Source organism: Oceanobacillus bengalensis (assembly GCF_003628445.1).
GTDB classification, from domain to species: Bacteria; Bacillota; Bacilli; order Bacillales; family Amphibacillaceae; genus Oceanobacillus; species Oceanobacillus bengalensis.
Genome location: NZ_RBZO01000036.1, coordinates 14,037 through 39,099, shown reverse-complemented (window position 1 = coordinate 39,099; position 25,063 = coordinate 14,037). Strand labels below are relative to the sequence as shown.

At 37.3% G+C, this 25,063-nt stretch carries 23 protein-coding genes; 18 read left to right on the top strand and 5 right to left on the bottom strand.

Features of this window, described 5'->3' with window-relative positions:
* Positions 1-412 precede the first annotated feature (412 nt).
* From D8M05_RS17290 to D8M05_RS17270, 5 genes are all read left to right on the top strand, one after another.
* Complete coding sequence (locus tag D8M05_RS17290; RefSeq protein WP_121134052.1) at positions 413-1,006, top strand: TlpA family protein disulfide reductase; 594 nt, start codon at positions 413-415, stop codon at positions 1,004-1,006.
* A 70-nt stretch (positions 1,007-1,076) separates the two neighbouring features.
* A complete protein-coding gene (locus tag D8M05_RS17285) occupies positions 1,077-1,211 on the top strand; it encodes an FbpB family small basic protein (RefSeq protein WP_342772279.1) in 135 nt (44 codons plus the stop codon).
* A gap of 99 nt (positions 1,212-1,310) precedes the next feature.
* Positions 1,311-1,526 (top strand): small acid-soluble spore protein Tlp, encoded by a 216-nt coding sequence (tlp, locus tag D8M05_RS17280; protein WP_121134048.1) that lies wholly within the window; start codon positions 1,311-1,313, stop codon positions 1,524-1,526.
* Between the two features lie 114 nt (positions 1,527-1,640).
* A complete protein-coding gene (locus D8M05_RS17275; protein WP_121134046.1) occupies positions 1,641-2,066 on the top strand; it encodes an acyl-CoA thioesterase in 426 nt (141 codons plus the stop codon).
* A complete protein-coding gene (locus tag D8M05_RS17270; protein ID WP_121134044.1) occupies positions 2,066-2,365 on the top strand; it encodes a hypothetical protein in 300 nt (99 codons plus the stop codon). Before D8M05_RS17275 ends, D8M05_RS17270 begins: the two co-directional genes overlap by 1 nt.
* Positions 2,366-2,476: 111 nt before the next feature.
* On the opposite strand, the gene yidD is transcribed toward D8M05_RS17270, so the two are convergent.
* Positions 2,477-2,701: a membrane protein insertion efficiency factor YidD gene (gene yidD, locus D8M05_RS17265; protein ID WP_379543422.1), complete on the bottom strand. Its 225-nt coding sequence runs from the start codon at positions 2,699-2,701 to the stop codon at positions 2,477-2,479.
* 58 nt (positions 2,702-2,759) lie between these two features.
* Entirely contained in the window at positions 2,760-3,341 is a 582-nt protein-coding gene (gene plsY / locus D8M05_RS17260) for a glycerol-3-phosphate 1-O-acyltransferase PlsY (protein ID WP_121134042.1), read from the bottom strand.
* 176 nt (positions 3,342-3,517) lie between these two features.
* Here plsY and D8M05_RS17255 point away from each other — a divergent pair, with 176 nt between their 5' ends.
* The 9 genes from D8M05_RS17255 to D8M05_RS17215 all read left to right on the top strand — a co-directional run bounded on the left by D8M05_RS17255 (position 3,518) and on the right by D8M05_RS17215 (position 15,017).
* Positions 3,518-3,937 carry a CoA-binding protein gene (locus D8M05_RS17255; RefSeq protein WP_121134040.1) on the top strand — a complete coding sequence of 140 codons (420 nt, stop codon included), beginning with the start codon at positions 3,518-3,520 and terminating at the stop codon, positions 3,935-3,937.
* Positions 3,938-4,266: 329 nt separating this feature from the next.
* Complete coding sequence (parE, locus tag D8M05_RS17250) at positions 4,267-6,222, top strand: DNA topoisomerase IV subunit B (protein ID WP_121134038.1); 1,956 nt, start codon at positions 4,267-4,269, stop codon at positions 6,220-6,222.
* A gap of 12 nt (positions 6,223-6,234) precedes the next feature.
* Positions 6,235-8,688: a DNA topoisomerase IV subunit A gene (gene parC, locus D8M05_RS17245; RefSeq protein ID WP_121134036.1), complete on the top strand. Its 2,454-nt coding sequence runs from the start codon at positions 6,235-6,237 to the stop codon at positions 8,686-8,688.
* A gap of 675 nt (positions 8,689-9,363) precedes the next feature.
* Entirely contained in the window at positions 9,364-10,506 is a 1,143-nt protein-coding gene (locus tag D8M05_RS17240) for an acyl-CoA dehydrogenase family protein (protein ID WP_121134034.1), read from the top strand.
* A 24-nt stretch (positions 10,507-10,530) separates the two neighbouring features.
* Positions 10,531-11,871, top strand: a complete 1,341-nt coding sequence (locus D8M05_RS17235) for an acetyl-CoA carboxylase biotin carboxylase subunit (RefSeq protein ID WP_121134032.1) — start codon at positions 10,531-10,533, stop codon at positions 11,869-11,871.
* A 13-nt stretch (positions 11,872-11,884) separates the two neighbouring features.
* Positions 11,885-12,097 carry an acetyl-CoA carboxylase biotin carboxyl carrier protein subunit gene (locus D8M05_RS17230; protein ID WP_121134030.1) on the top strand — a complete coding sequence of 71 codons (213 nt, stop codon included), beginning with the start codon at positions 11,885-11,887 and terminating at the stop codon, positions 12,095-12,097.
* Positions 12,098-12,134: 37 nt separating this feature from the next.
* A complete protein-coding gene (locus D8M05_RS17225; protein WP_121134028.1) occupies positions 12,135-12,917 on the top strand; it encodes an enoyl-CoA hydratase in 783 nt (260 codons plus the stop codon).
* 17 nt (positions 12,918-12,934) lie between these two features.
* Entirely contained in the window at positions 12,935-14,464 is a 1,530-nt protein-coding gene (locus D8M05_RS17220) for an acyl-CoA carboxylase subunit beta (protein ID WP_121134026.1), read from the top strand.
* A gap of 100 nt (positions 14,465-14,564) precedes the next feature.
* On the top strand, positions 14,565-15,017 hold the full coding sequence (locus D8M05_RS17215) for a GNAT family N-acetyltransferase (protein ID WP_121134024.1): 453 nt from the start codon (positions 14,565-14,567) through the stop codon (positions 15,015-15,017).
* 325 nt (positions 15,018-15,342) lie between these two features.
* Here D8M05_RS17215 and D8M05_RS17205 read toward each other — a convergent pair whose 3' ends face one another.
* Together D8M05_RS17205 and D8M05_RS17200 are read right to left on the bottom strand one after the other, a co-directional pair.
* Positions 15,343-15,873 (bottom strand): helicase, encoded by a 531-nt coding sequence (locus D8M05_RS17205; protein ID WP_121134020.1) that lies wholly within the window; start codon positions 15,871-15,873, stop codon positions 15,343-15,345.
* A gap of 114 nt (positions 15,874-15,987) precedes the next feature.
* Positions 15,988-16,896, bottom strand: a complete 909-nt coding sequence (locus tag D8M05_RS17200; RefSeq protein WP_121134056.1) for a phosphotransferase enzyme family protein — start codon at positions 16,894-16,896, stop codon at positions 15,988-15,990.
* A gap of 446 nt (positions 16,897-17,342) precedes the next feature.
* Between D8M05_RS17200 and D8M05_RS17195 the strand changes: the two genes are divergently transcribed.
* From D8M05_RS17195 to D8M05_RS17180, 4 genes are all read left to right on the top strand, one after another.
* Positions 17,343-17,807 (top strand): CBS domain-containing protein, encoded by a 465-nt coding sequence (locus D8M05_RS17195; RefSeq protein ID WP_245985504.1) that lies wholly within the window; start codon positions 17,343-17,345, stop codon positions 17,805-17,807.
* A gap of 88 nt (positions 17,808-17,895) precedes the next feature.
* A complete protein-coding gene (locus D8M05_RS17190; RefSeq protein WP_121134017.1) occupies positions 17,896-21,519 on the top strand; it encodes a dynamin family protein in 3,624 nt (1,207 codons plus the stop codon).
* On the top strand, positions 21,520-22,395 hold the full coding sequence (locus tag D8M05_RS17185; protein ID WP_121134015.1) for a 5'-3' exonuclease: 876 nt from the start codon (positions 21,520-21,522) through the stop codon (positions 22,393-22,395).
* 157 nt (positions 22,396-22,552) lie between these two features.
* Positions 22,553-23,815 (top strand): MFS transporter, encoded by a 1,263-nt coding sequence (locus tag D8M05_RS17180; RefSeq protein WP_121134013.1) that lies wholly within the window; start codon positions 22,553-22,555, stop codon positions 23,813-23,815.
* 49 nt (positions 23,816-23,864) lie between these two features.
* Here D8M05_RS17180 and D8M05_RS17175 read toward each other — a convergent pair whose 3' ends face one another.
* The gene (locus D8M05_RS17175) at positions 23,865-24,998 is read right to left on the bottom strand and encodes a zinc-dependent alcohol dehydrogenase (protein ID WP_121134011.1); all 1,134 of its coding nucleotides are present in this window, start codon (positions 24,996-24,998) and stop codon (positions 23,865-23,867) included.
* Between the last annotated feature and the right edge of the window lie 65 nt (positions 24,999-25,063).

Sequence of the window (25,063 nt, the reverse complement as noted above, 5' to 3'; positions counted from 1 at the left end):
TAGCTATATTCTGTGAATGATAATAGGAAGAGCCGTGTGCGATAATACCGCACGCACGGTTCTGTGAGGAGTGAGGAACACGTCCTCGAAGAGGATTGTATTCCCGCTTACTCGACCGGGAATAGCACGTGTCCGAAGACCCCGGAAGAAGCGTTCTGTGCTTCTGAGGAGGCTGAGGCCGTGCCCGGGGAAAGCATCCGCCCGGAGCGATCCCAGACGGCGAGATGTGCTCCGATTTAAGATAATCTGAATTAAGTTAGTTTGGAGTTTATACAAATTACTATGTTAAGCTATTGTCAAAAATGAATAATTACCGAACATTAAGGCGATTTCCTTTACTTTTGGCATGAATAGAAATACGATTTAAATACAAACAACAGTATGTTTTTCGACAAGCTGGAGGAGATATGTCATGTTAAAAAAGATAATAGGTAGTGCAATTTTACTTTTACTTATCGGTATCGTCATTTTCAACGTTATGGAAGAAAACAGTAATAATGCAAATGATAGCAATCTATATGATGTTACTGGTGACCCGAACACTAGTGGTGTAACGATTTTCTCAGAAGGGGAAACTGGAATAAGCAAGGGTGAAGTGGCTCCAGAGATTGCATTAGAAACACTAGCAGGTGAGCAATTTAGATTGTCAGATTTACAAGGAAAGAAGGTTATATTAAATTTTTGGTATACGTGGTGTCCACCATGTAAAGAAGAAATGCCTGAGATGCAAAAATTTTATGATGAACATAAAGATGAAGTAGAAATAGTAGCAGTAAACTTAACGAATATGGAGAAAAAACAACAAGATATTCATGATTTTGTTGATGAATATGGGTATGATTTTATCATTCCGTTAGACCCAAATGCTGTCATTTCTGATGAATACAAAGTTGTTGCTGCACCAACAACATATTTTATTGGAACAGATGGCGTTGTCGGACAGGAAAGAAAACTTGGTCCAATGACGTATGAATTTATGGAAGAGATGGTTGATGGATTAAATTAATTCATGAAATTGTTATAAGATTTTAAAGATATGGCAATAATTCCTATAAAAGGAGTGGATTGCTATTTCTTTGAAGAAGAAAATGACGTTTGAGGAATTAGTTCAGGAAAATCGTAGACAGATTTTAGAAGACAGTTTTCTGTTAGATAAGATTGAAGAAAACATAGAAAAGAAAATGCATCAAACATTAAAAAAAGCTAAATAATTTACGAATCCCTTTCAACATGCGAAAGGGAATTTTTTTATGTATAGGTTAATTTTTTAGTGTAAAAATAGGTGTAGCTCAAATGAAAGGAGTATAAATATGACTCATAATCAGAAGCCAAATCCAGATGACAGAAGTGATAATGTAGAAAAGTTACAAAATATGGTTCAGGACACCATTCAAAATATAGAAAAGTCCGAAGAAACAATGGCGTTATCCGATGGACAAGATCAACAAAAAATCAGAGAAAAGAACAAACGTAGAGAAGAAGCGATTAAAGGATTTAAGCAGGAAATCAAGGACGAATATCAATAATTGTATCAATACCCCTCAGAAATCGATAAATAGGTTTTGAGGGGTATTTTATTTCTATAATCTCTCTCTTTCATGATAAGATAAAAAGATAATAGAAGTAGGGGGCAAATGATAGTGAATAAAGTACGTACACCAATTGAAGTAAGATATCAGGAAACCGATCAAATGGGTGTCGTTTATCATGCGAATTATTTAGTTTGGTTTGAAATTGGAAGAACAAAGTTTATTGAGAGTTTAGGATTAAGTTATGCAGCAATGGAGAAAGAGAATGTAGTTTCTCCAGTGCTTGATGCGAATGTATCATTTAAAAAGCCAATCAGATACGGTGAAGCAGCCTTTGTAGAAACGTGGCTAGAAGAATACGATGGCTTAAGGACGGTGTATGGTTATCATATCCTGAATGCTAACGGAGAAGTTGCAGTATCTGGTACGACCAAACATACCATTGTAAAGAAAGATACCTTTAGACCTTTATCGTTACGCAGGTCCTTCCCTGAATGGCATGAGGCGTATTTAAGCAAATTACAAGGAGAATCATAATGGCCTTTGGTATTGACCGTGCGGAATTAAGGGCATGGAAAAGTAATGTAAAGGACGGTAAAATTGACTTTCTCACACACTATTGGTTAGATAGCAGGTTTCCCGGTTGCTACACGGTTACCAAGGTAGGTTGTAGTGATATAAATAGACTAATAGAGTGGGGAGAAACGTACAATCTTGACCCGAATTGGATTGATAAACATGATACTTACCCACATTTTGATCTATTTGGGGAGTATCAGAAGAAGATTCTGGAAAGTGAAAATAAATGGGAACAAATTGAGCGATTTAATCTTTAGAAAAAGGCTGTTTTCTAAGGGATTGTTGTTTTTATTGGAAGAAGTTGTGATGCAAAAAGATATAAAATAACAACAATACGAAAAAAACTTTAAAAAACGAAGACCAACATGTTAACTGTGGTCTTCGTTTTTTTGTTTTTTCTCTGGCACATAATCAACCCCGCCTGGATGGAAGGGATGGCATTTACTAATCCTTTTAATACTTAGGATTCCGCCTTTTATTGCACCGAATCGCTTAATCGCTTCTAAGCTATATGCAGAGCATGATGGATAAAATCTGCATGTAGAGGGTGTAAATGGACTAATTGCTGTTTGGTAAAATCTTATTAATTCCATAAAGATGTACTTCAATACATTCACCTGATTCAACATTTATTAACTTCCGTTTAAATTTCTACATCCATTTAATCTTCGGTTCGGTTCCTTTTCTAATACGTTTAATATTCTCCCGGTGACGGTAAAAGACAAAGATAGTAAGCAAGGAAATTACAATAATAAGTCCGACATCTTTAAAGAATATGGAAATAATTACGGAGATTACCCCAGTTATCATCGAGGATAAAGATACATACTTCGTAATATATAAAGTGATTAAGAAAGTAGATACCATGATTAAAAATAGAATCGGATTTATTCCTAAAATAATACCACCAGATGTAGCGACTGCTTTCCCACCTTTAAATTTCGCAAATATTGGGTAGGTATGTCCTATAACGGCGAAAATACCAATAACCAAACGGTTTACTTCTGCATCAAAAAGTAATGGAAGTAATACAGCGACAGTTCCTTTTAAAATATCGGATAGTGTCACAATGATGCCAGCTTTTTTTCCTAATACTCGGAAGGTATTCGTCGCGCCTAGATTACCACTGCCTTGTTCTCGTATATCTATGTTGTAGCCGATTTTCCCTACAAGTAATGCGGATGGAATTGATCCGAATAAATAAGCAATAAGAGCAAATAATACATATTCCATACATTCATCCTACTTTCATTAGTTACTGAAGTATATTCTACACCTATTTTAGCATAGCGTGAATCGTGCAGAAAGACTTTAAATAAATTTAAAATTCTATCTATATATGCTATAGTATTCAGATAAAGTGAATTTTACGAAACAATAGATAACCCAATATAGTTAGGAGGTCAAGTATGGCTTGGGAAAATCCCTCAAAAGATGTATTGAAAGAAATACTAGAAACGAAAAAGACGATTGCAGTTGTTGGCTTATCCGATAATCCTGCTCGTACATCATACCAAATTGCTAAGATTATGCAAGAACAAGGTTATAAAATCATTCCAGTTAATCCTACAGTCACTGAAGTCCTAGGGGAAAAAGCGTATGCAACATTAGCAGAAGTTCCAATTGGTATTGACATCATTAATGTTTTTAGAAGACCTGAGTTTTTATTAGACGTCGCAAAAGATGCTCAGGAAACGAATGCACGCATCTTTTGGGCACAACAAGGTATTATAAACGAAGAGGCTTATCATTATTTGAGGGAAAGAGATTTTACTGTCATAATGGATTTATGTATCAAAGTTGTACATGCAGTGCTTGTAGATAAATAAGGTACAAAGTAGGATGGCAATCGACGTCATCCTTTTTCTATATCCTCTAATGTAACCTGCCATTATACATTCACAATTAATATAAAAATGTTACCTCCATATACTGTAAATCCTATAGAAAACACGCAGTATATACTGACCGAATAAGAGCGGAACAAGGTTTAGGCATTTTGTTATTTCATGCACAGGTTGAAAAATTATAGTATACTAATAATCGACTCTTTCTAAATGGATATATCATAATAACCAATAAAAACATTTACAATATCAAACATTCGTTCTAATATTAATAGTAATAGTAGCTGTACGTTCCTAGGGGGAGATAAAACGTGACAAAACAATCAACGCAATATACAGATGATTCGATACAAGTATTAGAAGGCCTCGAAGCCGTTAGAAAAAGACCTGGAATGTATATAGGAAGTACGGATAGTAAAGGTCTACACCATTTGGTATTTGAAATCGTTGATAATGCGGTCGATGAAGCATTATCTGGATATGGAGATGAGATTAAAGTTACCATACATAAAGACAATAGTATTTCTGTAGAAGATAGTGGTAGAGGGATACCAACAGGGATGCACCGTTCTGGGAAACCAACGACAGAAGTTATCTTTACTGTGCTACATGCAGGGGGTAAATTTGGTCAAGGTGGATATAAATCGAGTGGTGGTTTGCATGGTGTTGGTGCATCCGTTGTTAATGCACTTTCAGAGTGGTTAGAGGTGACGATCTACCGTGAGGGACAAACTTTCTTCCAACGGTTTGAAAACGGTGGTAAACCTGCAACGAAATTGGAGAAGAAGGGTCCTACGAAGAAATCAGGAACGGTAATTCATTTTAAACCCGATCCAGCTATTTTCTCTGCTTTAAATTACGATTATGAAATTATAGCGGAAAGATTAAGAGAATCTGCATTTCTATTAAAAGGATTGACCATTCATATACAAGATGAACGTGCAGAGTTAAAAGAGTCTTTCTTTTATCCAAACGGTATTGAAGCTTTCGTCGATTATTTAAACGAAGAAAAAGACGAACTCCACCCAGTTGTTTCCTTTGAAGGAGAACAGCAAGGTATTGAAGTGGATTTTGCCTTTCAATTTAATGATGGCTACGCAGAAAACATGCTTTCCTTTGTTAATCATGTTCGTACAAGAGATGGAGGAACCCATGAATCTGGAGCACGCTCTGCAATCACACGAACCATTAATGATTTTGCAAGACGAGCATCTTTACTGAAAGAAAAAGATAAGAACCTTGATGGTACTGATATTCGAGAAGGATTAACGGCCGTTATTTCTGTTCGAATTCCTGAAGATAAATTACAATTTGAAGGACAAACAAAAGGGAAATTAGGAACAATCGAAGCACGTACTGTTGTTGATGCTGTCGTTTCTGAACATCTTGCTTATTTTATTGAAGAAAATGCTGACATTGCGAACATGCTCATTAAGAAATCAATTCGGGCAAAAGAAGCAAGAGAAGCTGCAAGAAAAGCGAGAGAAGAAGCGAGATCAGGGAAGAAAAGACGTAGAAGAGACACATTGCTAAGCGGAAAACTCACCCCAGCACAGTCTAAAAACCCAAAACGAAATGAGTTATATCTAGTGGAGGGCGATTCTGCGGGTGGTTCAGCTAAACAGGGAAGGGATCGTAGGTTTCAAGCGATTCTTCCATTACGAGGAAAAGTTATTAATACGGAAAAAGCAAAATTACAGGATGTAATGAAAAATGAAGAAATTTCAACGATGATCTATACGATCGGGGCTGGAGTTGGTGCTGACTTTAATATAGACGATGCACAATATGACAAAGTTATCATTATGACGGATGCTGATACGGATGGTGCACATATTCAAGTATTGCTACTAACCTTTTTCTATCGCTATATGCGTCCACTAATTGAATCAGGAAAAGTGTACCTCGCATTGCCACCGTTATTTAAAGTATCTAAAGGTAAAGGAAAGAATGAAAAGATAAAATACGCTTGGAATGAACAGGAAATGAAACAAGCGGTAAAAGAATTTAAAAATGGTTATGTGATTCAACGTTACAAAGGGTTAGGGGAAATGAATGCAGACCAATTATGGGATACGACCATGAATCCAGATTCCCGTACATTGGTTCGTGTATCTATTGATGACTTTACTCGTGCAGAACGAAGGGTGACGACATTAATGGGAGACAAAGTTGAACCACGACGGAAATGGATTGAATCACATGTTAAGTTTGGTTTAGAAGAAGATGATACCATTTTAGAAAACGATAAAATTTCGGAGAACTAAGGGGGGACTTACTTGGTACAACCAGAAAAATATCTTAACCTTCCATTAGAAGAAGTAATCGGGGATAGGTTTGGTAGATATAGTAAATATATTATACAAGATCGGGCATTACCTGACGTTAGGGACGGGTTAAAGCCTGTTCAACGTAGAATTTTATATGCAATGCATGTAGAGAAAAATACGCATGATAAAGGGTTTCGTAAATCGGCAAAAACAGTTGGTACGGTTATTGGTAACTATCACCCACATGGTGATTCTTCTGTTTACGATGCGATGGTTCGCCTCAGTCAAGAATGGAAGATTCGTAATGTATTAATAGAAATGCATGGAAACAATGGTAGTATAGATGGAGATCCACCTGCAGCGATGCGTTATACCGAAGCACGGCTTTCTCCAATATCTGCTGAGTTATTACGTGACATTGATAAAGAAACCGTTGATTTAATACCGAACTTCGACGAGACATCGATGGAACCAACTGTTCTACCAGCGAAGTTTCCTAACCTTCTAGTAAATGGCTCAACAGGTATATCTGCTGGGTATGCAACTGACATTCCACCGCATAATCTTGCTGAAGTAATTGACGCCGTTATGATGAGAATTGATAAGCCAGCAGTAACAGTCGATGAATTAATGACTGTCATTAAAGGTCCTGATTTCCCAACAGGTGGAATTATTCAAGGTGTTGAAGGGATTAAGAAAGCGTACCAAACAGGTAAGGGAAAAATTGTTGTTAGGAGCAAGACAAAAGTCGAAACACTTCGCGGGAATAACCGAGAACAAATTGTCATTGAAGAAATTCCGTATGAAGTAAACAAGGCCAATATGGTTAAGAAAATTGATGAATTAAGACTCGATCGAAAAGTTGAAGGTATTTCTGAGGTCCGTGATGAAACCGATCGAACAGGTTTAAGAATTGTCATTGAACTGAAAAAAGATGTGAATAGTGAAGGGGTATTAAATTATTTATTTAAAAATACCGAACTTCAAGTGATGTATCACTTTAATATGGTAGCAATTAAAGATAGGACACCGAAATTATTGTCACTACCTGAGATGCTTGATGCCTATATTGCACATCAAAAAGAGGTTGTGACAAAGCAAACTAAGTTTGATTTGAAAAAGGCCAAAGATCGTGAACATATAGTTGAAGGATTAATCAAAGCAATATCGATTCTTGATGAATTAATTGCAACGATTCGTGCCTCAAAAGATAAGCAGGATGCGAAGAAGCGGATTATAGCGCAGTATGATTTTACCGAAGCACAAGCAGAAGCAATCGTGATGTTGCAATTGTATCGATTAACGAACACTGATTTAACACAACTACAGCATGAAGCGGATGAATTACGTAAAAATATTACGGAACTTGAATCCATTCTTGCAAATGAGAGAAAGCTGTACCAAACCATTAAAAAAGATTTAAAACAAATTAAAAAAACATACTCAGATTCAAGACGTACGGTCATTGAAGATAAAATTGAAGAACTGAAATTTGATATTGATGTCGTTGTTGCAAGTGAAGATGTACTTGTTTCTATCTCGAAAGACGGATACATTAAACGAACAAGTCTCAGGTCATTTAGTGCCTCAAATGGTGAAGATCTTGCGATTAAAGATGATGACCATTTAGTACGATTGTTCGAGATAAATACAACAGATAATATACTCATCTTTACGACGAAGGGGAAGTATACGATGATACCTGTTCACGAGCTCCCTGATATCCGTTGGAAAGATATGGGGCAACATCTATCGAACATTGCATCATTAGATAAAGATGAATTTATTGTACAGTGTATCCCGATACGTGAATTTACTGAAGATAATTATCTCCTATTTTTCACGAAAAATGGAATGGTGAAACGTAGTGAATTAAAACTTTACAATGCATCAAGACATGCTAAATCGTTAATAGCCCTGAATCTTAAAGGGGACGATGAAGTGGTAAATGTATACCAAACGAACGGTCATTCAAATGTCTTTATTGCTTCGAATAAAGGGTATGGATTATGGTATGATGAATCAGAAATTACTGTAGTAGGTCAACGTGCTGCAGGTGTGAAATCCATCCAGTTAAAAGAGGATGAATATGTTGTAGGCGGGCAAGTGTTTGATGATTTATCCAGTCCATCGCTTGTTATTTTAACGCAACGCGGCGCATGTAAACGGATGAAACTAAGAGAATTTGAGAAAACTAGTCGAGCAAAACGTGGACTAGTGATGTTACGTGAACTGAAAAATAAAGCACATCGGATCAGAGGATTTTTCGTTCTAAATGATAATGAGTCAATAAGATTCCATACGTCAAACGGAGAAACGCAATCAGTGTATCCACTAGAACTTTCGACAAGTGACAGGTACAGTAATGGTTCATTTGTGATTGATACGGATACGCATGGAGAAGTATTAGAGGTTTGGAAAGAAGCTGCATATGAAAAACCATTTGGCGAATCAGATGAATAAGATAGCATAAATGCCCCCACTTAAAGAAAGTGTTCTTTCTTTAAGTGGGTTTTTTTGTTTAGATCTTTAGGTATGTTTGTTGTTATGGATGTAAATAGTGGACTTACTTAATTCAGTATAGTTTTAAGCACGCCGTTCCGGAAAGACACTTCGCTTTTCCACGGGCGGCTGGTGAGCCTCCTCCGTGCTAACGCACTACGCAGTCTCACCTAGGCCTATCCTCCCGTAGGAGTCTTCGTGTCTTTCCTCCACTAAGTTCCTGCTCTACTTGATTTCCACTAAAAAAACGATGCTTTTGCGAGGAAAAACTGCCCAGAACGTAATTTTATGTTCGATAGCTTTAATAACATCTAGAGCACTCAATATAGCGAAGCATTCTGCCGCAGCGAATTACAGCACATAGCATTAATAAGTGTAAGCGAGAGATAAACTATACTGAATTAAAGAAATCAACATTCTATATATACTATGAATTAACTTAGAAAGAACAATAACCTTTAGATATATTCTATAGTCAGGTTTGCTCCTGAGATTTTCTTTTACAACAGGTCCAATTCAGTGTAAGATAAGTTTGTAAGGTTCGTATGGTTCTGAATACAGAAATAACTAAGGAAAGTTAGTAGGTAATTGTCAATACTTCTACTTCAAACTGCTAAATAGAAAGAGGTGTAATGTATGGATTTTGAATTATCTAAAGAACAACATATGATTAAAAATATGGTTCGAGAGTTTGCCGAGAGGGTTATAAGACCACGGGCAATTGAAATTGATAAAGAAGCGAAATTCCCTGTCGACATATTTGAACAAATGGGTGAGCTTGGACTATTAGGTATTCCGTTTCCTGAAGCGTATGGTGGATCTGGTGGTGATACACTGTCCTATGCAATCTCTGTTGAGGAAATCGGCCGTGTATGTGGAAGTACAGGTTTAAGCTATGCTGCCGCAGTGTCACTTGGTGCAAGTCCATTTTATTACTTTGGAACAGAGGAACAAAAACAGAAATATTTGAAACCGCTTGCAGAGGGTAAGGCTTTAGCATCGTTTGGGTTAACGGAACCGAACGCTGGTTCAGATGCAGGTGGAACGAAGACGACAGCTGTCCTCCAGGGAAATGAATACGTTATCAATGGTGAGAAATGCTTTATCACAAATGCTAGTTTCGCCAAAACATTGATCGTTACTGCTGTTACAGGAAAGAATGACAAAGGGAAAAATACGATTTCTTCACTAATTGTTCCGACAGATACAAAAGGAGTAACCATTACGAGTAATTACGATAAAATGGGTGTCCGTGGGTCGGATACGGCAGCGATTGTTCTAGAGGATGTTCGCGTTCCAAAGGAAAATATATTAGGGGAAGCAAATAAAGGATTTAAACAATTTTTATATACATTAGATGGTGGAAGAATTTCTATTGCTGCGCTCGGCCTTGGTATTGCACAAGCATCTTTAGAGAAAGCACTACAGTATGCAAAAGAAAGAAAACAATTCGGTACAGCGATTTCCAAGTTTCAAGCGATTCAATTTAAGCTTGCAGATATCGCGATGGAAGTGGAACTTGCTAGAAATATGATTTATAAAGCGGCATGGCTAAAGGATCAGGGGAAGGCCTTTAGTAAAGAGGCAGCATATGCAAAACTGTTTGCAACAGAAACGGCATTTCGTGCAGCAAACCAAGCGATTCAGATCCATGGTGGCTATGGTTATATGCGCGAATATGAAGTGGAAAGATATTTGCGTGATGCTAAATTGTTAGAGATAGGAGAAGGAACATCTGAGATTCAGAGATTGGTAATTGCTAGGGAGTTAGGTTGCTAGACAATACTATAGGAGAGGTTGTTCATGATCAATAAGATTCTAATCGCTAATCGGGGAGAAATTGCAGCTCGTATTATTAGAACATGTAAGAAACGAGGAATTAGGACCATTGCCATTTATTCAGAAGCCGATAAGGATGCACCACATGTTCAACTGGCGGATGAAAGTGCTTGTGTTGGGAAAGCACCAGTGAATGAGAGCTACTTAAATAGTGAAAAAATCCTTGCTATTGCGAAAGAATTTCGCGCTGATGCTATCCATCCTGGGTATGGGTTTTTAAGCGAAAATGATACATTTGCCTCGCTTTGTCGGGATGAGGGTTTTATCTTTATTGGTCCGAAAAGCAATGTGATTCAAAAAATGGGAGACAAGATTGAAGCAAGAAAAGCGATGAAAGCAGCTGGGGTTCCTGTTGTTCCAGGTACAGAGGATGCTGCCCAGACTGCCGAAGAAGCTGTTCAGTTGGCGGGGGAGCTTGGTTACCCGGTTATGCTAAAGGCCTCAGCAGGCGGTGGTGGAATTGGGATGCAAGTAGTACATTCCGAAGAGGAACTAGTGAAAGCCTTTGAAAACAATTCCAAGCGTGCGCTATCTTTCTTCGGAAATGGTGCAATGTTTCTTGAGAAAAAAATTGAAAATGCTAGACATATCGAAATTCAAATCCTTGCTGATGAACATGGGAATGTTGTGCACTTATTTGAGCGTGAATGTTCGATTCAAAGAAGGAATCAAAAGGTGATTGAAGAAGCACCTTCGACATTTATTTCCGACGAAACGCGGAAGAAGATGGGGAACGCTGCTGTCCAGGCTGCTAAAGCAATCGGTTATACGAATGCTGGTACGATAGAATTTCTAGTAGATAAAGAGGAAAACTTTTATTTTCTAGAAATGAATACAAGAATTCAAGTGGAGCATCCCGTTACAGAAGAAATTACCGGAATAGACATTGTAGCTGCACAAATTAGTATTGCACAAGGAAATGTATTGGAAATAACGCAAGAAGGGGTAACGATGAGTGGGCATTCCATTGAGGCAAGAATTTATGCTGAAAACCCTGACACGTTCTTCCCATCACCAGGGCATATTTCTCATGTGACGTTTCCTCGGGGGCAGCATGTTCGGAATGAGGTCGCAATTAGAAGTGATTATGATGTAACACCATTCTATGATCCGATGATTGCGAAGTTAATTGTAAAGGCTTCCACACGAGAGGAAGCGATTATTCGATTAAAAGAAGCATTAGAAGTGTACAAGATAGAAGGAATCAAGACAAACATTCCCATGCTTTTAAAAGTGATTAAACATGAAGCGTTTGTTAGTGGGAATACAACTACGGCATTTGTAGAGACATATATTAAAAAATAGGGGGTACTTTTTCATGGAAGAAGTAAAAGCGAGTATGGCAGGTAGTGTATGGAAAATTGTTGTTCAAGAAGGGGACACGGTAGAAGAAGGGCAGGATATTGTTATTTTGGAATCGATGAAAATGGAAATCCCGATTGCTGCGGAAGAATCTGGTGTGATTAAAGAATTAAAGGTTGCTGAAGGGGACTTTGTTAACGAAGATGATGTGCTGGCTACTATTGAATAACTGTTAGTCTTGATGAATTGGGATAAGGAGGGACTATATGTCGGAACTTGTCACACTGAAAAAGGTAGAAGAACATGTGGCTGTCATTACGTTAAACAGGCCAACTGTACGGAATGCAATGTCAACTGCACTCCTTGATGAACTGAACAGCGTGGTATCAAGTATCAACCGGGATCCATCGATTTATTGTGTTATTCTTACAGGTTCTGGTGAGAAGGCATTTTGTGCTGGAGCGGACTTAAAGGAACGGAGAAAAATGACAGATGTGCAGGTGATTTCTGCCGTTCGCTATATTGGTGAAACAATCATGAGGGTGGAAAATTTACGGATTCCAGTGATTGCTGCATTAAACGGTGTTGCATATGGTGGTGGTCTAGAGTTGGCACTAGCATGTGATATAAGAATTTTAGCGGATACGGCCAAGCTCGGATTAACCGAAACATCATTGGCAATCATTCCTGGAGCTGGTGGTACTCAACGCTTACCTCGTCTAATCGGTTTAGGTCAAGCGAAGCGGTTAATTTATACAGCGAAACCGGTTGATGCTGCGGAGGCGCTAGCGATTGGATTAGTGGAGCAAGTCGCCCGTCCAGAAGAACTAATGGATAGAACTCTCGAACTTGCAAGCATCATTGCAACCAATGGCCCAATCGCTTTAGGGCAGGCAAAAATGGCGATAAATAAAGGAATTGAAACAGATCTTGGCACAGGTTTGGCAATTGAACATATGGCTTATCAGGCGACGATTCCAACTTCTGATCGTAGGGAAGGACTGATTGCATTTAGTGAAAAAAGGAAGCCTGTCTACAACGGAAAATAAAGATTGGGGGATACATCATGTCCTATATGGAGGAATTTCAGGAGCGAAAAAATAAAATTGAACAAGGTGGAAAAGAAAAATACCATAAAAGCAATGAGGAAAAAGGGAAACTGTTTGTCCGTAAACGTTTAGAATTACTATTTGATGAAGGAATGAACATAGAAGATGCTTTTTTTGCCAATTGTATGGATAATTCCTTACCGTCAGATGGGGTTGTTACAGGAATTGGAAAAATTAACGGACAAGATGTTTGTGTCATGGCGAATGATTCTACGGTGAAGGCTGGTTCATGGGGGAAAAGGACCGTAGAAAAGATTCTACGTATCCAAGAAACGGCATTAAAATTAGAATTACCGATTTTTTACTTAGTTGATTCAGCAGGAGCGAGAATTACCGATCAAGTGGAAATGTTTCCAAACAGACGTGGTGCGGGACGAATTTTTCATAATCAAATTAAGTTATCAGGAAGGGTTCCGCAAGTTTGCTTATTATTCGGTCCATCTGCTGCAGGTGGTGCATATATTCCTGCTTTTTGCGACATTGTTATTATGGTTGATGGCAATGCGTCCATGTACTTAGGTTCTCCAAGGATGGCTGAGAAGGTTATCGGTGAGAATGTATCACTAGAGGAAATGGGTGGTGCAAAAATGCATTGCACCGTTTCTGGAGTAGGGGATGTATTAGCGAAAACGGAAGAGGAAGCTATTTTCTATGCCCAGAATTATTTAAGCTATTTCCCAACAAATTTCCGTACCCAGCCAAAAGTAGTTCCAGCAAAAGCTTCTAAGGCATTTGAAAAGTCAATTGTTGATGTAGTACCAGAAAATCAAAACGCACCTTTTAACATGTACGATTTAATCAACCGGGTGATTGATGAGGATTCGTTTTGTGAGATTAAAAAGAAATTTGCTGCTGAATTAATTACGGGGCTTGCGAGGATTGATGGGAAATCTGTGGGTATTATTGCAAACCAACCACGTGTGAAGGGTGGCGTGCTTTTTACCGATTCGGCGGATAAGGCTGCAAAATTTATTCAGTTATGTGACGCGTTTAATATTCCGTTATTATTCCTTGTTGATGTACCAGGGTTCATGATTGGTACAAAGGTAGAGCGGCAAGGCATTATTAGACATGGTGCGAAGATGTTATCTGCTATGAGTGAGGCAACCGTTCCAAAAATTTCTGTAATCGTGAGAAAAGCGTATGGTGCTGGTCTCTATGCGATGGCTGGGCCAGCATTTGAACCAGATTGTGTTCTTGCTTTTCCGAACGCACAAATTGCCGTGATGGGCCCCGAAGCTGCAGTGAATGCAGTTTATGCCAATAAAATCGCAGCATTACCCGAGGAAGAACGAGCAGCTTTTATACAAGAAAAGCAAGATGAATATAAAGCAGAAATCGATATTTATCATTTGGCTTCAGAAATGGTAATAGACGAAATTATTAATCCGAATCGATTAAGAGAGGAACTAATCAATCGCTATTCGATTTATGAAGCGAAAAACGTAGTATTTACGGAGAGAAAACATGGGGTTTATCCTGTGTAGATATTAGGGTTGGGGTACAAATCGATTTTCGGTTTGTACCTACTACTATGTTTCAATTTTCTACCGAGATTGTAAATTTTATGAACTTGAGGAGATAAATATGGTATTACAAACGCAAAGACTAAAAATCATTCCTTGCTCTGAAGCGTTACTATCAAGTATTTCAACAGCAGAAGAATATGAATTTGGACCTCATATATACATGTATTTAAAGGGAATAAAAGAGGACTCTACCCTTATAGGATGGGGTGTATGGCTTGTTATCAATAGAGAAGATAACACGATTATTGGTGATATTGGATTTAAGGGCAAACCCAATAAAGAAAACACGGTTGAAGTAGGTTATAGAATGGTGCCCTCAGCCCAAAACAAAGGTTATGCAACAGAAGCAGTGAGAGAAATTATCAAGTGGGCTTTCTCATTTAAAAATGTAGAAAAGGTAGTCGCTGAATGTAAGGATGACAATGTTGGCTCAATAAGAGTGTTAGAAAAATTGCATATGAAAAGATCAGGACATGAAAATAATATGTTGAAATGGCAATTAGTAAAATAATTTTTATTAGACCAGCACGCAGAATACAAGTGGTAATGCGATTGTGACAGTAAGAAAATAACAAATAATACCGATCTTCTTCATTTTTATTTCTATTTTTGATTGGGTTTCTAGATTTTTAATATAGTTGTATGATATCCATAAACTAATCATAAGAATTATACCAAATAGCCAATTATTTACTAAATAATCGATAGATAAAGCTGTTATAATTCCAAGTGCTATATAACTAATTATTAGTTGAATAGAAAACACCTCTTTCCGCATTGTTTCAGACTCACATCATATAGTCGATCTACGTGGGTGAGACTTTCTCTTCGCTTCTTTAGTTATTTGTTTGACAAAAGATAAAGTAATCATCAGGACTCCAAATGTGTAAATGATCAGCGATATATCCACGTAGCCATAGCACATCGCTCATTTTTCTAAGATAAAAGCCTTTTGGGAAATTATCGTCTTCACTTATTATATCTGATGCTATTGTGATGGAGCCAGAAGGTGCTTCATGCCTGAGTGAAGGTTTCCCCGAATAACCTTCAGGCTGATCTAGATATGCTAGTCTTAGATGAGGTCCGAGTTCAAGTGGGCACAATTCTAAACCAAGTTCGTTCGCTCTTTTATAAATCTGTGGCATTGTAGCTCCCCGGGGAAAACCAAGGTCTCTGATAGCTAGTTCAACAATTTTCAGGGTATATTTTGTATCAGAAGTAGTAAATTTATCTTCAGAAAATAGTCTCTTTCCATATGCATTCATCAGGATTGATTGTTGTTGCATTTTCTGAATAAGCTGCGATTTCGTTAGTCCACCAACCTCTATTGTTCTAGTAATAACTGGACAATTGGGGTATATTCGCATTCGTGGTCACTCCTTGAAAATAGGAAATAGGGATATTTACAACCTTTTAATTGGAAACTGCGGTAACTATCTTTTTAGATACACACCAGTTACTGAAAAAATGAACCGTTTGGGTTAAATAGTCAGAATGGAATAATTTAGTTCAAGCCTCATTCTGTAAAGGTTCATTATTCTTATCTGTTCTTCGGTTAGCTTTTCTTTATCCCAGTACATGTGCATTAAACTGTATTCAAATATTTCTTTTAATTTCATAAATAGGGGAAGTTTAGCTAACATTTCCGGAGATAGTTCGTTTTCCTCTTGGTAACCTTCAATGATTGCTTTAGTAATACCTTGTCCATATTCAACGATGTTCCCTCCACCTACAAACGAATACTCTAACGCACTATATATAGGAACTGCTAAATCATAAATATAAAAATGTTTCTCACAATCTTGAAAATCAACCATTGCCAAATTTGAACCTTTATCAACCAATATGTTTTCTAACCATAAATCGCCGTGTAACAATCCATAGTTTGAGTTATTTCTTGGGATTTTTTTAATCGTTGATAAAATCTCTTTTCCAATATCTCTAATAGAACTTTCTTTGTTAGGAATATATTTGAGAAATGCATATTCCTCGTTATCATGCCAATCGTCGATATATCTAATTGGATGTATTTCTTCAAACTTCTTGGACAAACGATGTAATTTCCCAATTTGCCGGCCTAATTCTTTTAATATATTTGCATTCCATTGATCTTTTGGAAGGTGTACACCTGGAGCAGATTTATAAAGTACAGTTAAGACTTCATTATCGTTAAGCGTTATTTTTTCTACTACCTTACCATTTAAGGAAGCTATTGTTGGCGATACACCCAATCCTTCTTTACATAAGAAATCGGTATAATTAACTTCTTCTAACTGTTCATCGAAGCTTTTATAGTTTGTTATTCTTGCGAAGTAGTAACCTTCTTCAGCCGTGCACCGAAACATCTCATCAGTTACAGATTCAACTTTAATTACATTAACCGGATACATTTTGTTTAGTTGTTCAAGTATCTTTTGTACCAAGATTACTCTTCCCTTCTTTAATTGTAACAACTATCTTGTAGTTAAATTTGGAATAAGAGTTTTTTAGTATAGCTATTCATCATTCTCTTCTATTTTATCATAAAATTTAGTTAGTTTTGAATGCTTATTGGGATTTTAATCAAAGAGGTCAACGTTTCGCTAAAGTTCACAAGGAAATCGCTAAAGTTCACAAGGAAATCGCCGAAGTTCACTGGAGTATCGCCAAAGTTCACCAAATGTTCGCTGAAGTTCACTATATTTTCGCCAAAGTTCACAACTCAAACTGCGACTAATTTAATATAATATTATTATGTAAACTAGATAACCGTCATCGACAAAGAATACATTCGTTCCCATTTGGTTATCACTGTAATGATAAGAAAAATGCCAATGATAAGGATGGGATCATCTTGATGATTAAAGAAATGATGATAAAAGACGTTATAAGTGTTACAAAAGAAACGAAAATGCGCGATTTGTTGCGGCTCTTTGTTCAACACGAAATTGGTGGTGTACCTGTTGTAGATGAGCATAATCGTTTAATCGGTATGGTAGCGGATGGGGATGTTATTCGCCACATTAATCCCGATGGGCATATGGTGCATGATATGCTTGACTTAGTTTTTGTGAGTGAAGAGAAGGAATTTAGAGAGAAATTAAATCATTGCTTGAATCATCCAGTAAGTGAGGTCATGAAGGAAAAGTTTATTTACACGGTTCGCCCAGAAGATCAGCTGGAGGTCGCTTTGTCTATCTTCGCGAAACAGCATATAAAAAAGATCCCCGTCGTTGATGAGAATTATATCGTTGTCGGTGTCTTAAGTAGGGGAGATATTATTCGTTATTTAACGAAATCGGTCATAATCCAAAACATGTAGCGTTCAGGCAATTTTTTACATAACTATAGAATTAATAGGATATTTTCCGTATAATAGTTGATAAATTAGGGGCATAGGAGAATGGGGCATGAATCAACTAAAAGCACAAAAGAGCGTGAAGCTCGAACAATTGGCGTCGCTATACCAAGTGATGATCCAAAATGGGGACAAGAAAAACGCAATCAAAATACTTGAATTATATGAAAAACGAAATAAAAATGAAATCATGATTGGTTTTGCAGGACATTTTTCGGCGGGGAAATCGTCTATGATTAATACAATTGTAGGGGAAGATATTTTACCAAAAAGTCCAATACCTACGAGTGCTAATGTTGTAAAAATATACTCTGGCGAGGGAGTAGCGCGTGTTCATTTAAACAATGGGGAGACAATTGAATTTAGTGAACCGTATGACATGGATGTGATAAAAGAGTACTCGAAGGATAAAGATACAATTAAAAAAATTGAGCTTAGTACAGCAAAAGAATTGGTTCCTAGTGGCTGTTCCATTATTGATACACCTGGGATTGACGCCGCGGATGATGCCGACCGAATAATGACAGAAGGCTCTTTGCATCTGGTTGATTATCTTTTTTATGTAATGGATTACAATCACGTGCAATCGGAAGTGAATTTACAATTCTTACAGTCTGTCGGGGAGAAAGCGATTCCATACTATGTTATCGTAAATCAAATTGATAAACATGATGAAGAAGAGCTGCTATTTGAGCAGTTTGATAAACGGATTAAACAGACCTTTGACGAGTGGAACCTACAACCGATTAGGTTATATTATTCTTCCTTATTAGACGAGTCCGTAGCGAATAATCAGATTGACGAAATAAAAGAAACCGTCTGGACCCATATGGCGGAGGATGAATTACTACATATGCATGCAGCGGTTGAACAAGTAGTTACTGATTATAAGCGTGCGCTAAAAATAAAACATGAAGATACGCTAGATCGTTTAAATGATGTGGATCTAGACCAAGGCATGAAGGAATTACATGAAAAATCGGCCGAACTTGAAGCATTAAAACAAGAAGCCGATGAATTTGGTAAAGCGTTTAATCGTGAGCTCCAGCAAACATTAAATAATGCCTATTTAATGCCAGCGAAATTACGAGATAAGGCACAAGTTTTCCTAGAATCCCAGCAAAGTAATTTTAAAGTTGGTCTATTTGGTTCTAAGAAAAAAACAGAGGAAGAAAAAAACAAGAGAATACTAGATTTCCTTACGCCACTTAAAGAGAATATTGAGGCGGGAATCCAGTGGAAACTAAGAGACAAGCTCTTGCAAATTATAAAGGATTACGACATAAGTAATACCAAGCTGCAGCAGGATATTCAGCAATTAGCGATTATATATACTGAACAAGATCTTATGAATCAATTAAAACCTGGTGCAATGATAAATGGTGATTACGTTTTAAACTACACCAATGATGTGGCAAATGATATTAAGAACAAGTTTAAACAAGAGGCGAGGGTACGCTTTGATGCGATTAAAGCGTATATTGACTCGCGAAATAGAGAGAAAGAAGCGGTAATTCAAGCAGAAATTTCACAGCTTTCTCATATCCGTGATGTAAAAGAACACCGAGAAGCGATTCAACAAGAGCTAAAAGCGAAGTTCCATTTCATTGACCAGCAACTAATCGATCCATCAATCGATGATGATGGATGGAAGCTGATTCATCGTGAAATCAAGGAAAAGGAACAAAGAATAAAACGTATTGATACACCGCAATTGCTAGAGAAAAAGGAAAAACAAATTGTTAGTGAAAAAGAAGATGTGAAAGAAAAGGAAACAAAGACTTCTTCGGTGGCAAGCACGATTCGCTCGATTGAAAAGACAATTCATGCAATCGGAGGTTTACCAGGATTTGAAACCCTACTCAAAGATTTGGGAGAAAAACAATACCGACTATCCAATCGTTCCTACACAATTGCCTTATTTGGTGCATTTAGTGCGGGCAAGTCTTCATTTGCGAATGCGTTAATTGGGGAGAATGTATTGCCCGTTTCACCAAACCCGACAACAGCTACGGTGAATCGCATTTGTCCAGTTACAGATCAGCATCAGCATGGCACGGTAAAGGTGACGTTTAAGAATGACGAAGCACTCCAGAGTGACCTAGTTGCAATTACAAAGAAATTCTCTCCAAAGGAAAAAGATTTCGGCAAGTTGCTTGAATGGGTGAAGAGAGAAAAGATCCATCAACATGACGGATTAAACAAAATGTATCAGGCGTATTTACAGGCGATGATAAATGGATTTGACGAGATACAAGATGTTATTGGAGATACAGTAATCATATCGCTTGAAAATTTTCCGACATATGTAACCGACGAAACAAAGGCATGCTATATCGCTTCCATGGATCTATACTATGACTGTTCGTTAACGAGACAGGGCATTACGTTGGTTGATACACCTGGAGCAGATTCGGTAAATGCGAGGCATACAAATGTTGCCTTTGACTATATTAAACATGCCGATGCTATTCTTTATGTCACATATTATAACCATGCATTATCACGTGCGGATAAAGATTTTCTGACACAGCTTGGAAGGGTGAAGGAAGCATTCGAGCTTGATAAGATGTTCTTTATTGTCAATGCAGCAGATTTAGCCACAGATGCGGAAGAACTTCAGTTAGTCGTTAACTATGTTCAGGAACAGTTGATAACATTAGGTATTCGATTACCGAAACTTTACCCTGTATCGAGTAAACAGTCACTAAAGGATAAAGTAGAGACGAGGGCATTAAACGAACAAATGCAAGCATTTGAAGACTTCTTCTATCAATTTATCCATCATGATCTAGTTGCTTTAACGATTGAGTCAAGTGTATGGGATATTAATCGGACATATCATGCAATCAATCAATACATTCAATCATTACATTTAGATGAAGATGAAAAGGAAAGAAGAAAGTACGAATTAGAAGAGAAAAAGGAAAAATTAGCGCGTGAAATTGAAGGAATGGAGACCTCTGTATTTGACGACCGTATCGCTGATAAAATCGATAAGCAGTTATACTATGTATTTGAACGATTATCGATTCGTTTCCATGATATATTCAAAGATTATTTCAATCCAACGACAATTACGGAGTCCGGAAAGAAAGCAATCATACAACTTCAGGCGTCATTAGATGAATTAATTGAGTTTGTTGGGTATGAACTCTATCAAGAATTACAAGCTGTGTCACTTCGTGTAGAAGCGTTCATCCAGACACAAGGTGTAGAGCTACATGGGAATATGAGTGTGAAGAGCAGAAGTACGGATGAACTGTTTGACTTACCGAGTTGGAATGGGGCCAAGTTCGAAACACCTGAATATGCGAAAGCTTTCGAAGAGATTGAGAAGTCTTTGTTTAACAAGGCCTTGTCAACATTCAAAGGAACGAAAGCCTTCTTTGAGAAGAACGAAAAAGAAGAAATGAAAGAGTTAATCTTCAAGGTCCTTTCCCCGTTCGCAAAGGAATATATTGAAGCAAATAAAGTCGTAATGAGTAGACATTATATGGCAGAATGGCAGAAATTGGTCATGTCTATCAAACAAGAAGCACAGCAATCGGTAAACACATATGTCGAAAATTATGTTAAAATGATTGTTTCAGAGATAGATATTTCTGTTCTAGTAGAAAAACAAGATGATATTCGCTCCATATTAGAGGAGCACAAATACGAGGATGTGTCATAATTGGAAAAAAATAAAATTTTATTAGTCGATGGCATGGCATTATTATTCCGTGGATTTTTCGCAACATCATTTAGAGGGAACTTCATGCTTACGAAGAGTGGCGTGCCAACGAATGGCATCTATCAATTTATGCGTTACTTTCTTGATGCGGTAGATCATTTTGAGCCAACACATGTTATTTGTTGTTGGGACATGGGAAGTAAAACATTTCGGTCTGATTTATATGAAGGCTATAAAGCAAATAGAGGGGAACCCCCGGTAGAGCTTGTTCCACAATTTGACTTGGTAAAAGAAGTAGTTCAGGCTTTCGACATGCCGAATATTGGCCTGAAAAATTATGAAGCTGACGACTGTATTGGTACGTTAGCGAAGGTTTATTCTATGGATCACGAGGTTATTATTCTTACTGGTGACCAGGATATCTTGCAATTGGTTGATGATGGGATTCATGTTGCCATCATGCGTAAAGGACTAGGAAATTATGAAGTCTTTACACAAGAAAATTTTTACGAGAAAAAGGGAATCCATCCAAAACAAGTTATTGACGTCAAAGGGTTAATGGGAGACACGGCTGATAATTATCCTGGTGTCAAAGGTATTGGTGAGAAGACGGCTGTGAAATTACTCCAAGAATATGAAACAATTGACGGACTCTTAGAAAATATGGATAAGTTACCAAAAGGGGTTCAAACGAAAATTAATAACAACCTCGATATGCTGCACTTGTCTAGAACACTTGCAGAAATTAAATGTGATGTTCCAGTAGAATGTTCACTAGAGGATGCCTTATGGGACTACAAAGAGGAAAAAATCTTAAACAAATTTGACGAGCTTGAATTTACTCATTTTACTAAATTAATAAAGACTAGTGTGTAAGAAAAGATACAGTAAAAAATAAAACTAGAGGCCAAAGTGATAAATATTTGGTCTCTAGTTTTTTTGTATAACAAAATGTATTCTGAATATTTATGTTAAAATAGATATATCGTATTGTTAAGGAATGTGATATTTTGATTGACTAGGGAGATATTGTATGAATAAAAATGCGAACCAATGGAGAGATCCAACGATATTATTGTTTTCAATTGGAATTTCAAGTATAGGAGACTTTATTTATTTGGTTGCAATTAATATTATCGTCTATCAACTTACAGGTTCAGCAGCTGCTGTTGCAGCACTTTGGATCATCGGACCTTTAACAAATATTGTTACAAAGTTCTGGACAGGAAGTTACATTGATTATCGAAGTAAGAGAAAAGTAATGATGATAACCTACATCGTTAGAGCTATGTTCATCTGTTTGATTCCATTTGCGCCTAATATGATAACAATTTACGGGATTCTAGTTATTTTAAGTGTAGCAAATTCCTTTTTTAATCCATCATCCATGACGTATGTTACCATGCTTGTTCCAAAAGGGAAAAGAAAGCGGTTTAACTCGATACGTTCATTTGCGAGTTCTGGAGCATTTATTATCGGACCTGCAATCGGGGGGACGCTTATCCTGTTAACTTCTGTTGAGGCAACATTATGGCTTAATGCTTTATTCTTCGTGATCCCAGCAATTCTGTTATTGTTTCTGCCCGAAAAAGAAAACATTGAAAAAGGAACGCTTCCTACATTGACTTTTTCACAAGTTGTTCGAGATTTTTCGGTCGTTCAAAAGTTCATGTCCAATAATAAATATGTATCGTATATTTATTTCGTATTCATTCTGATTCTGATTTTTTCCTTTGCCATGGATGCGCAAGAAGTCGTATTTACACAGCAGGTAGTTGGACTTTCTGAAATGGAATATAGCTTGTTAATAAGTATTACTGGAATTGGTTCTGTTGTAGGAGCTACATTACTGTCCGTTTTTGCAAATAAATTCTCCATTCGATATATGATTGCCATTGGCCTAATGATGATGACGATCGGTTATGTTATTTATGCATTTTCATGGTCTTTTGCATCCATTGTTGTTGGTTTTGTCATTTTAGGCTTCTTTAATGTGCTCCTAAATGCAGGTATGATGACATTCTATCAAAATAATGTCCCTGTGGAAATAATGGGAAGAGTAACAAGCATTTACCAGTTAATCCAAAGTACCATTCAGGTAGCATTTATTCTGGCAATAGGGGTTGTAGCGGATATTGTTTCACTACGACTTACAATCGCTACATTGGCACTTGTTATGTTGCTGTCGTCTTTCATATTTTCGTTTTTCGTATTGAAGCCAAATAAAAAGCTCTATTACCATGAAGACGATACTGGAGAAGAGGAAATAAAGGTAGAAGGAAACGAAACATTCTAGTTATTGCATTAGAAGAAAGCCTAGATTAGCTAAATCTAAGCTTATTGTTTCACGGTTTAAGGACGACTTTTATACAATTATCTTTTTTTCCTTGAAATAGTTTATAGCCTTTTTCAGCTTTTTCTAGTGGAAGGGTATGTGTAATAATATCGGTGGGGTCAATTTCTCCCTTTACAATTTGCTGATAGAGCTCTGGCATGTAACTACGTGCTGGGGCTTGTCCCATTTTCAGTGTAATATTTCGAGTGAAAAAGGGTCCGAGTGGAAACATATTGTATAACCCACCATATACACCGGTAATTTGAAAGGTTCCAGCTTTCCTAACTGCTTTTGTCGCGATTTGAAGTGGCCCAATTGTTCCACCTTGAAGTTTTAACTTTTGTTCAACGAATTCTAATGGTGATTTTTTACCATCCATTCCAACACAATCAATGACAACATCTGCTCCGCCTTTGGTAATCTCCTTGAGTGTTTCTCCCATATCATCATCTTTCGTGAAATCAACTATTTCGGTTTTATTGACGTTCTTGGAGTGGTCTAGTCTGTAATCAATATAATCCACTGCGATTACTCTTTCGGCACCTTTTTGCCATGCAAACTTCTGTGTCATTAAACCGATGGGGCCACAACCAAGTACGATAACGGTGTCGCCTTTTTTTACACCAGCATTTTCTACGCTCCAGTAAGCGGTAGGAAGGACGTCCGAAAGAAATAGTAATTTCTCATCCTCTAACTCACAATCTTCTGGGATAACAAATGGGGTAGAATTCCCATAAGGAACACGTAGGTATTCCGCTTGGCCACCCGGATAATTTCCAAATTTCTCCGTGTATCCAAAATATCCCCCTGAATCATAGTGGGGATTCGAATTGTCACATTGACTCTCGATATGTTGATTACAATACGTACAATTGCCACAGGCAACGGTAAAAGGAATGACTACACGATCACCTTTTTTTACTTTCGTAACATCTGGACCTACCTCTTCAACAATCCCCATTGGTTCATGGCCAATAATGTAATCCTTAGGAATCGGCATATTTCCTTGATATAAGTGCAGGTCTGATCCACATATTGCAGTAGAAGTTACCTTAATAATGATATCCTCGGGTTGTTTGATCACAGGGTCGGCAACCTTTGTAACACGAACATTATATTTACTTTGGTATGTTACGGCCTTCATTTTTCTCCTCCTTGTAAGTGTTGCATAGTATTAAGATTTGTTTCGTAGTGGGAGATTATACAAGA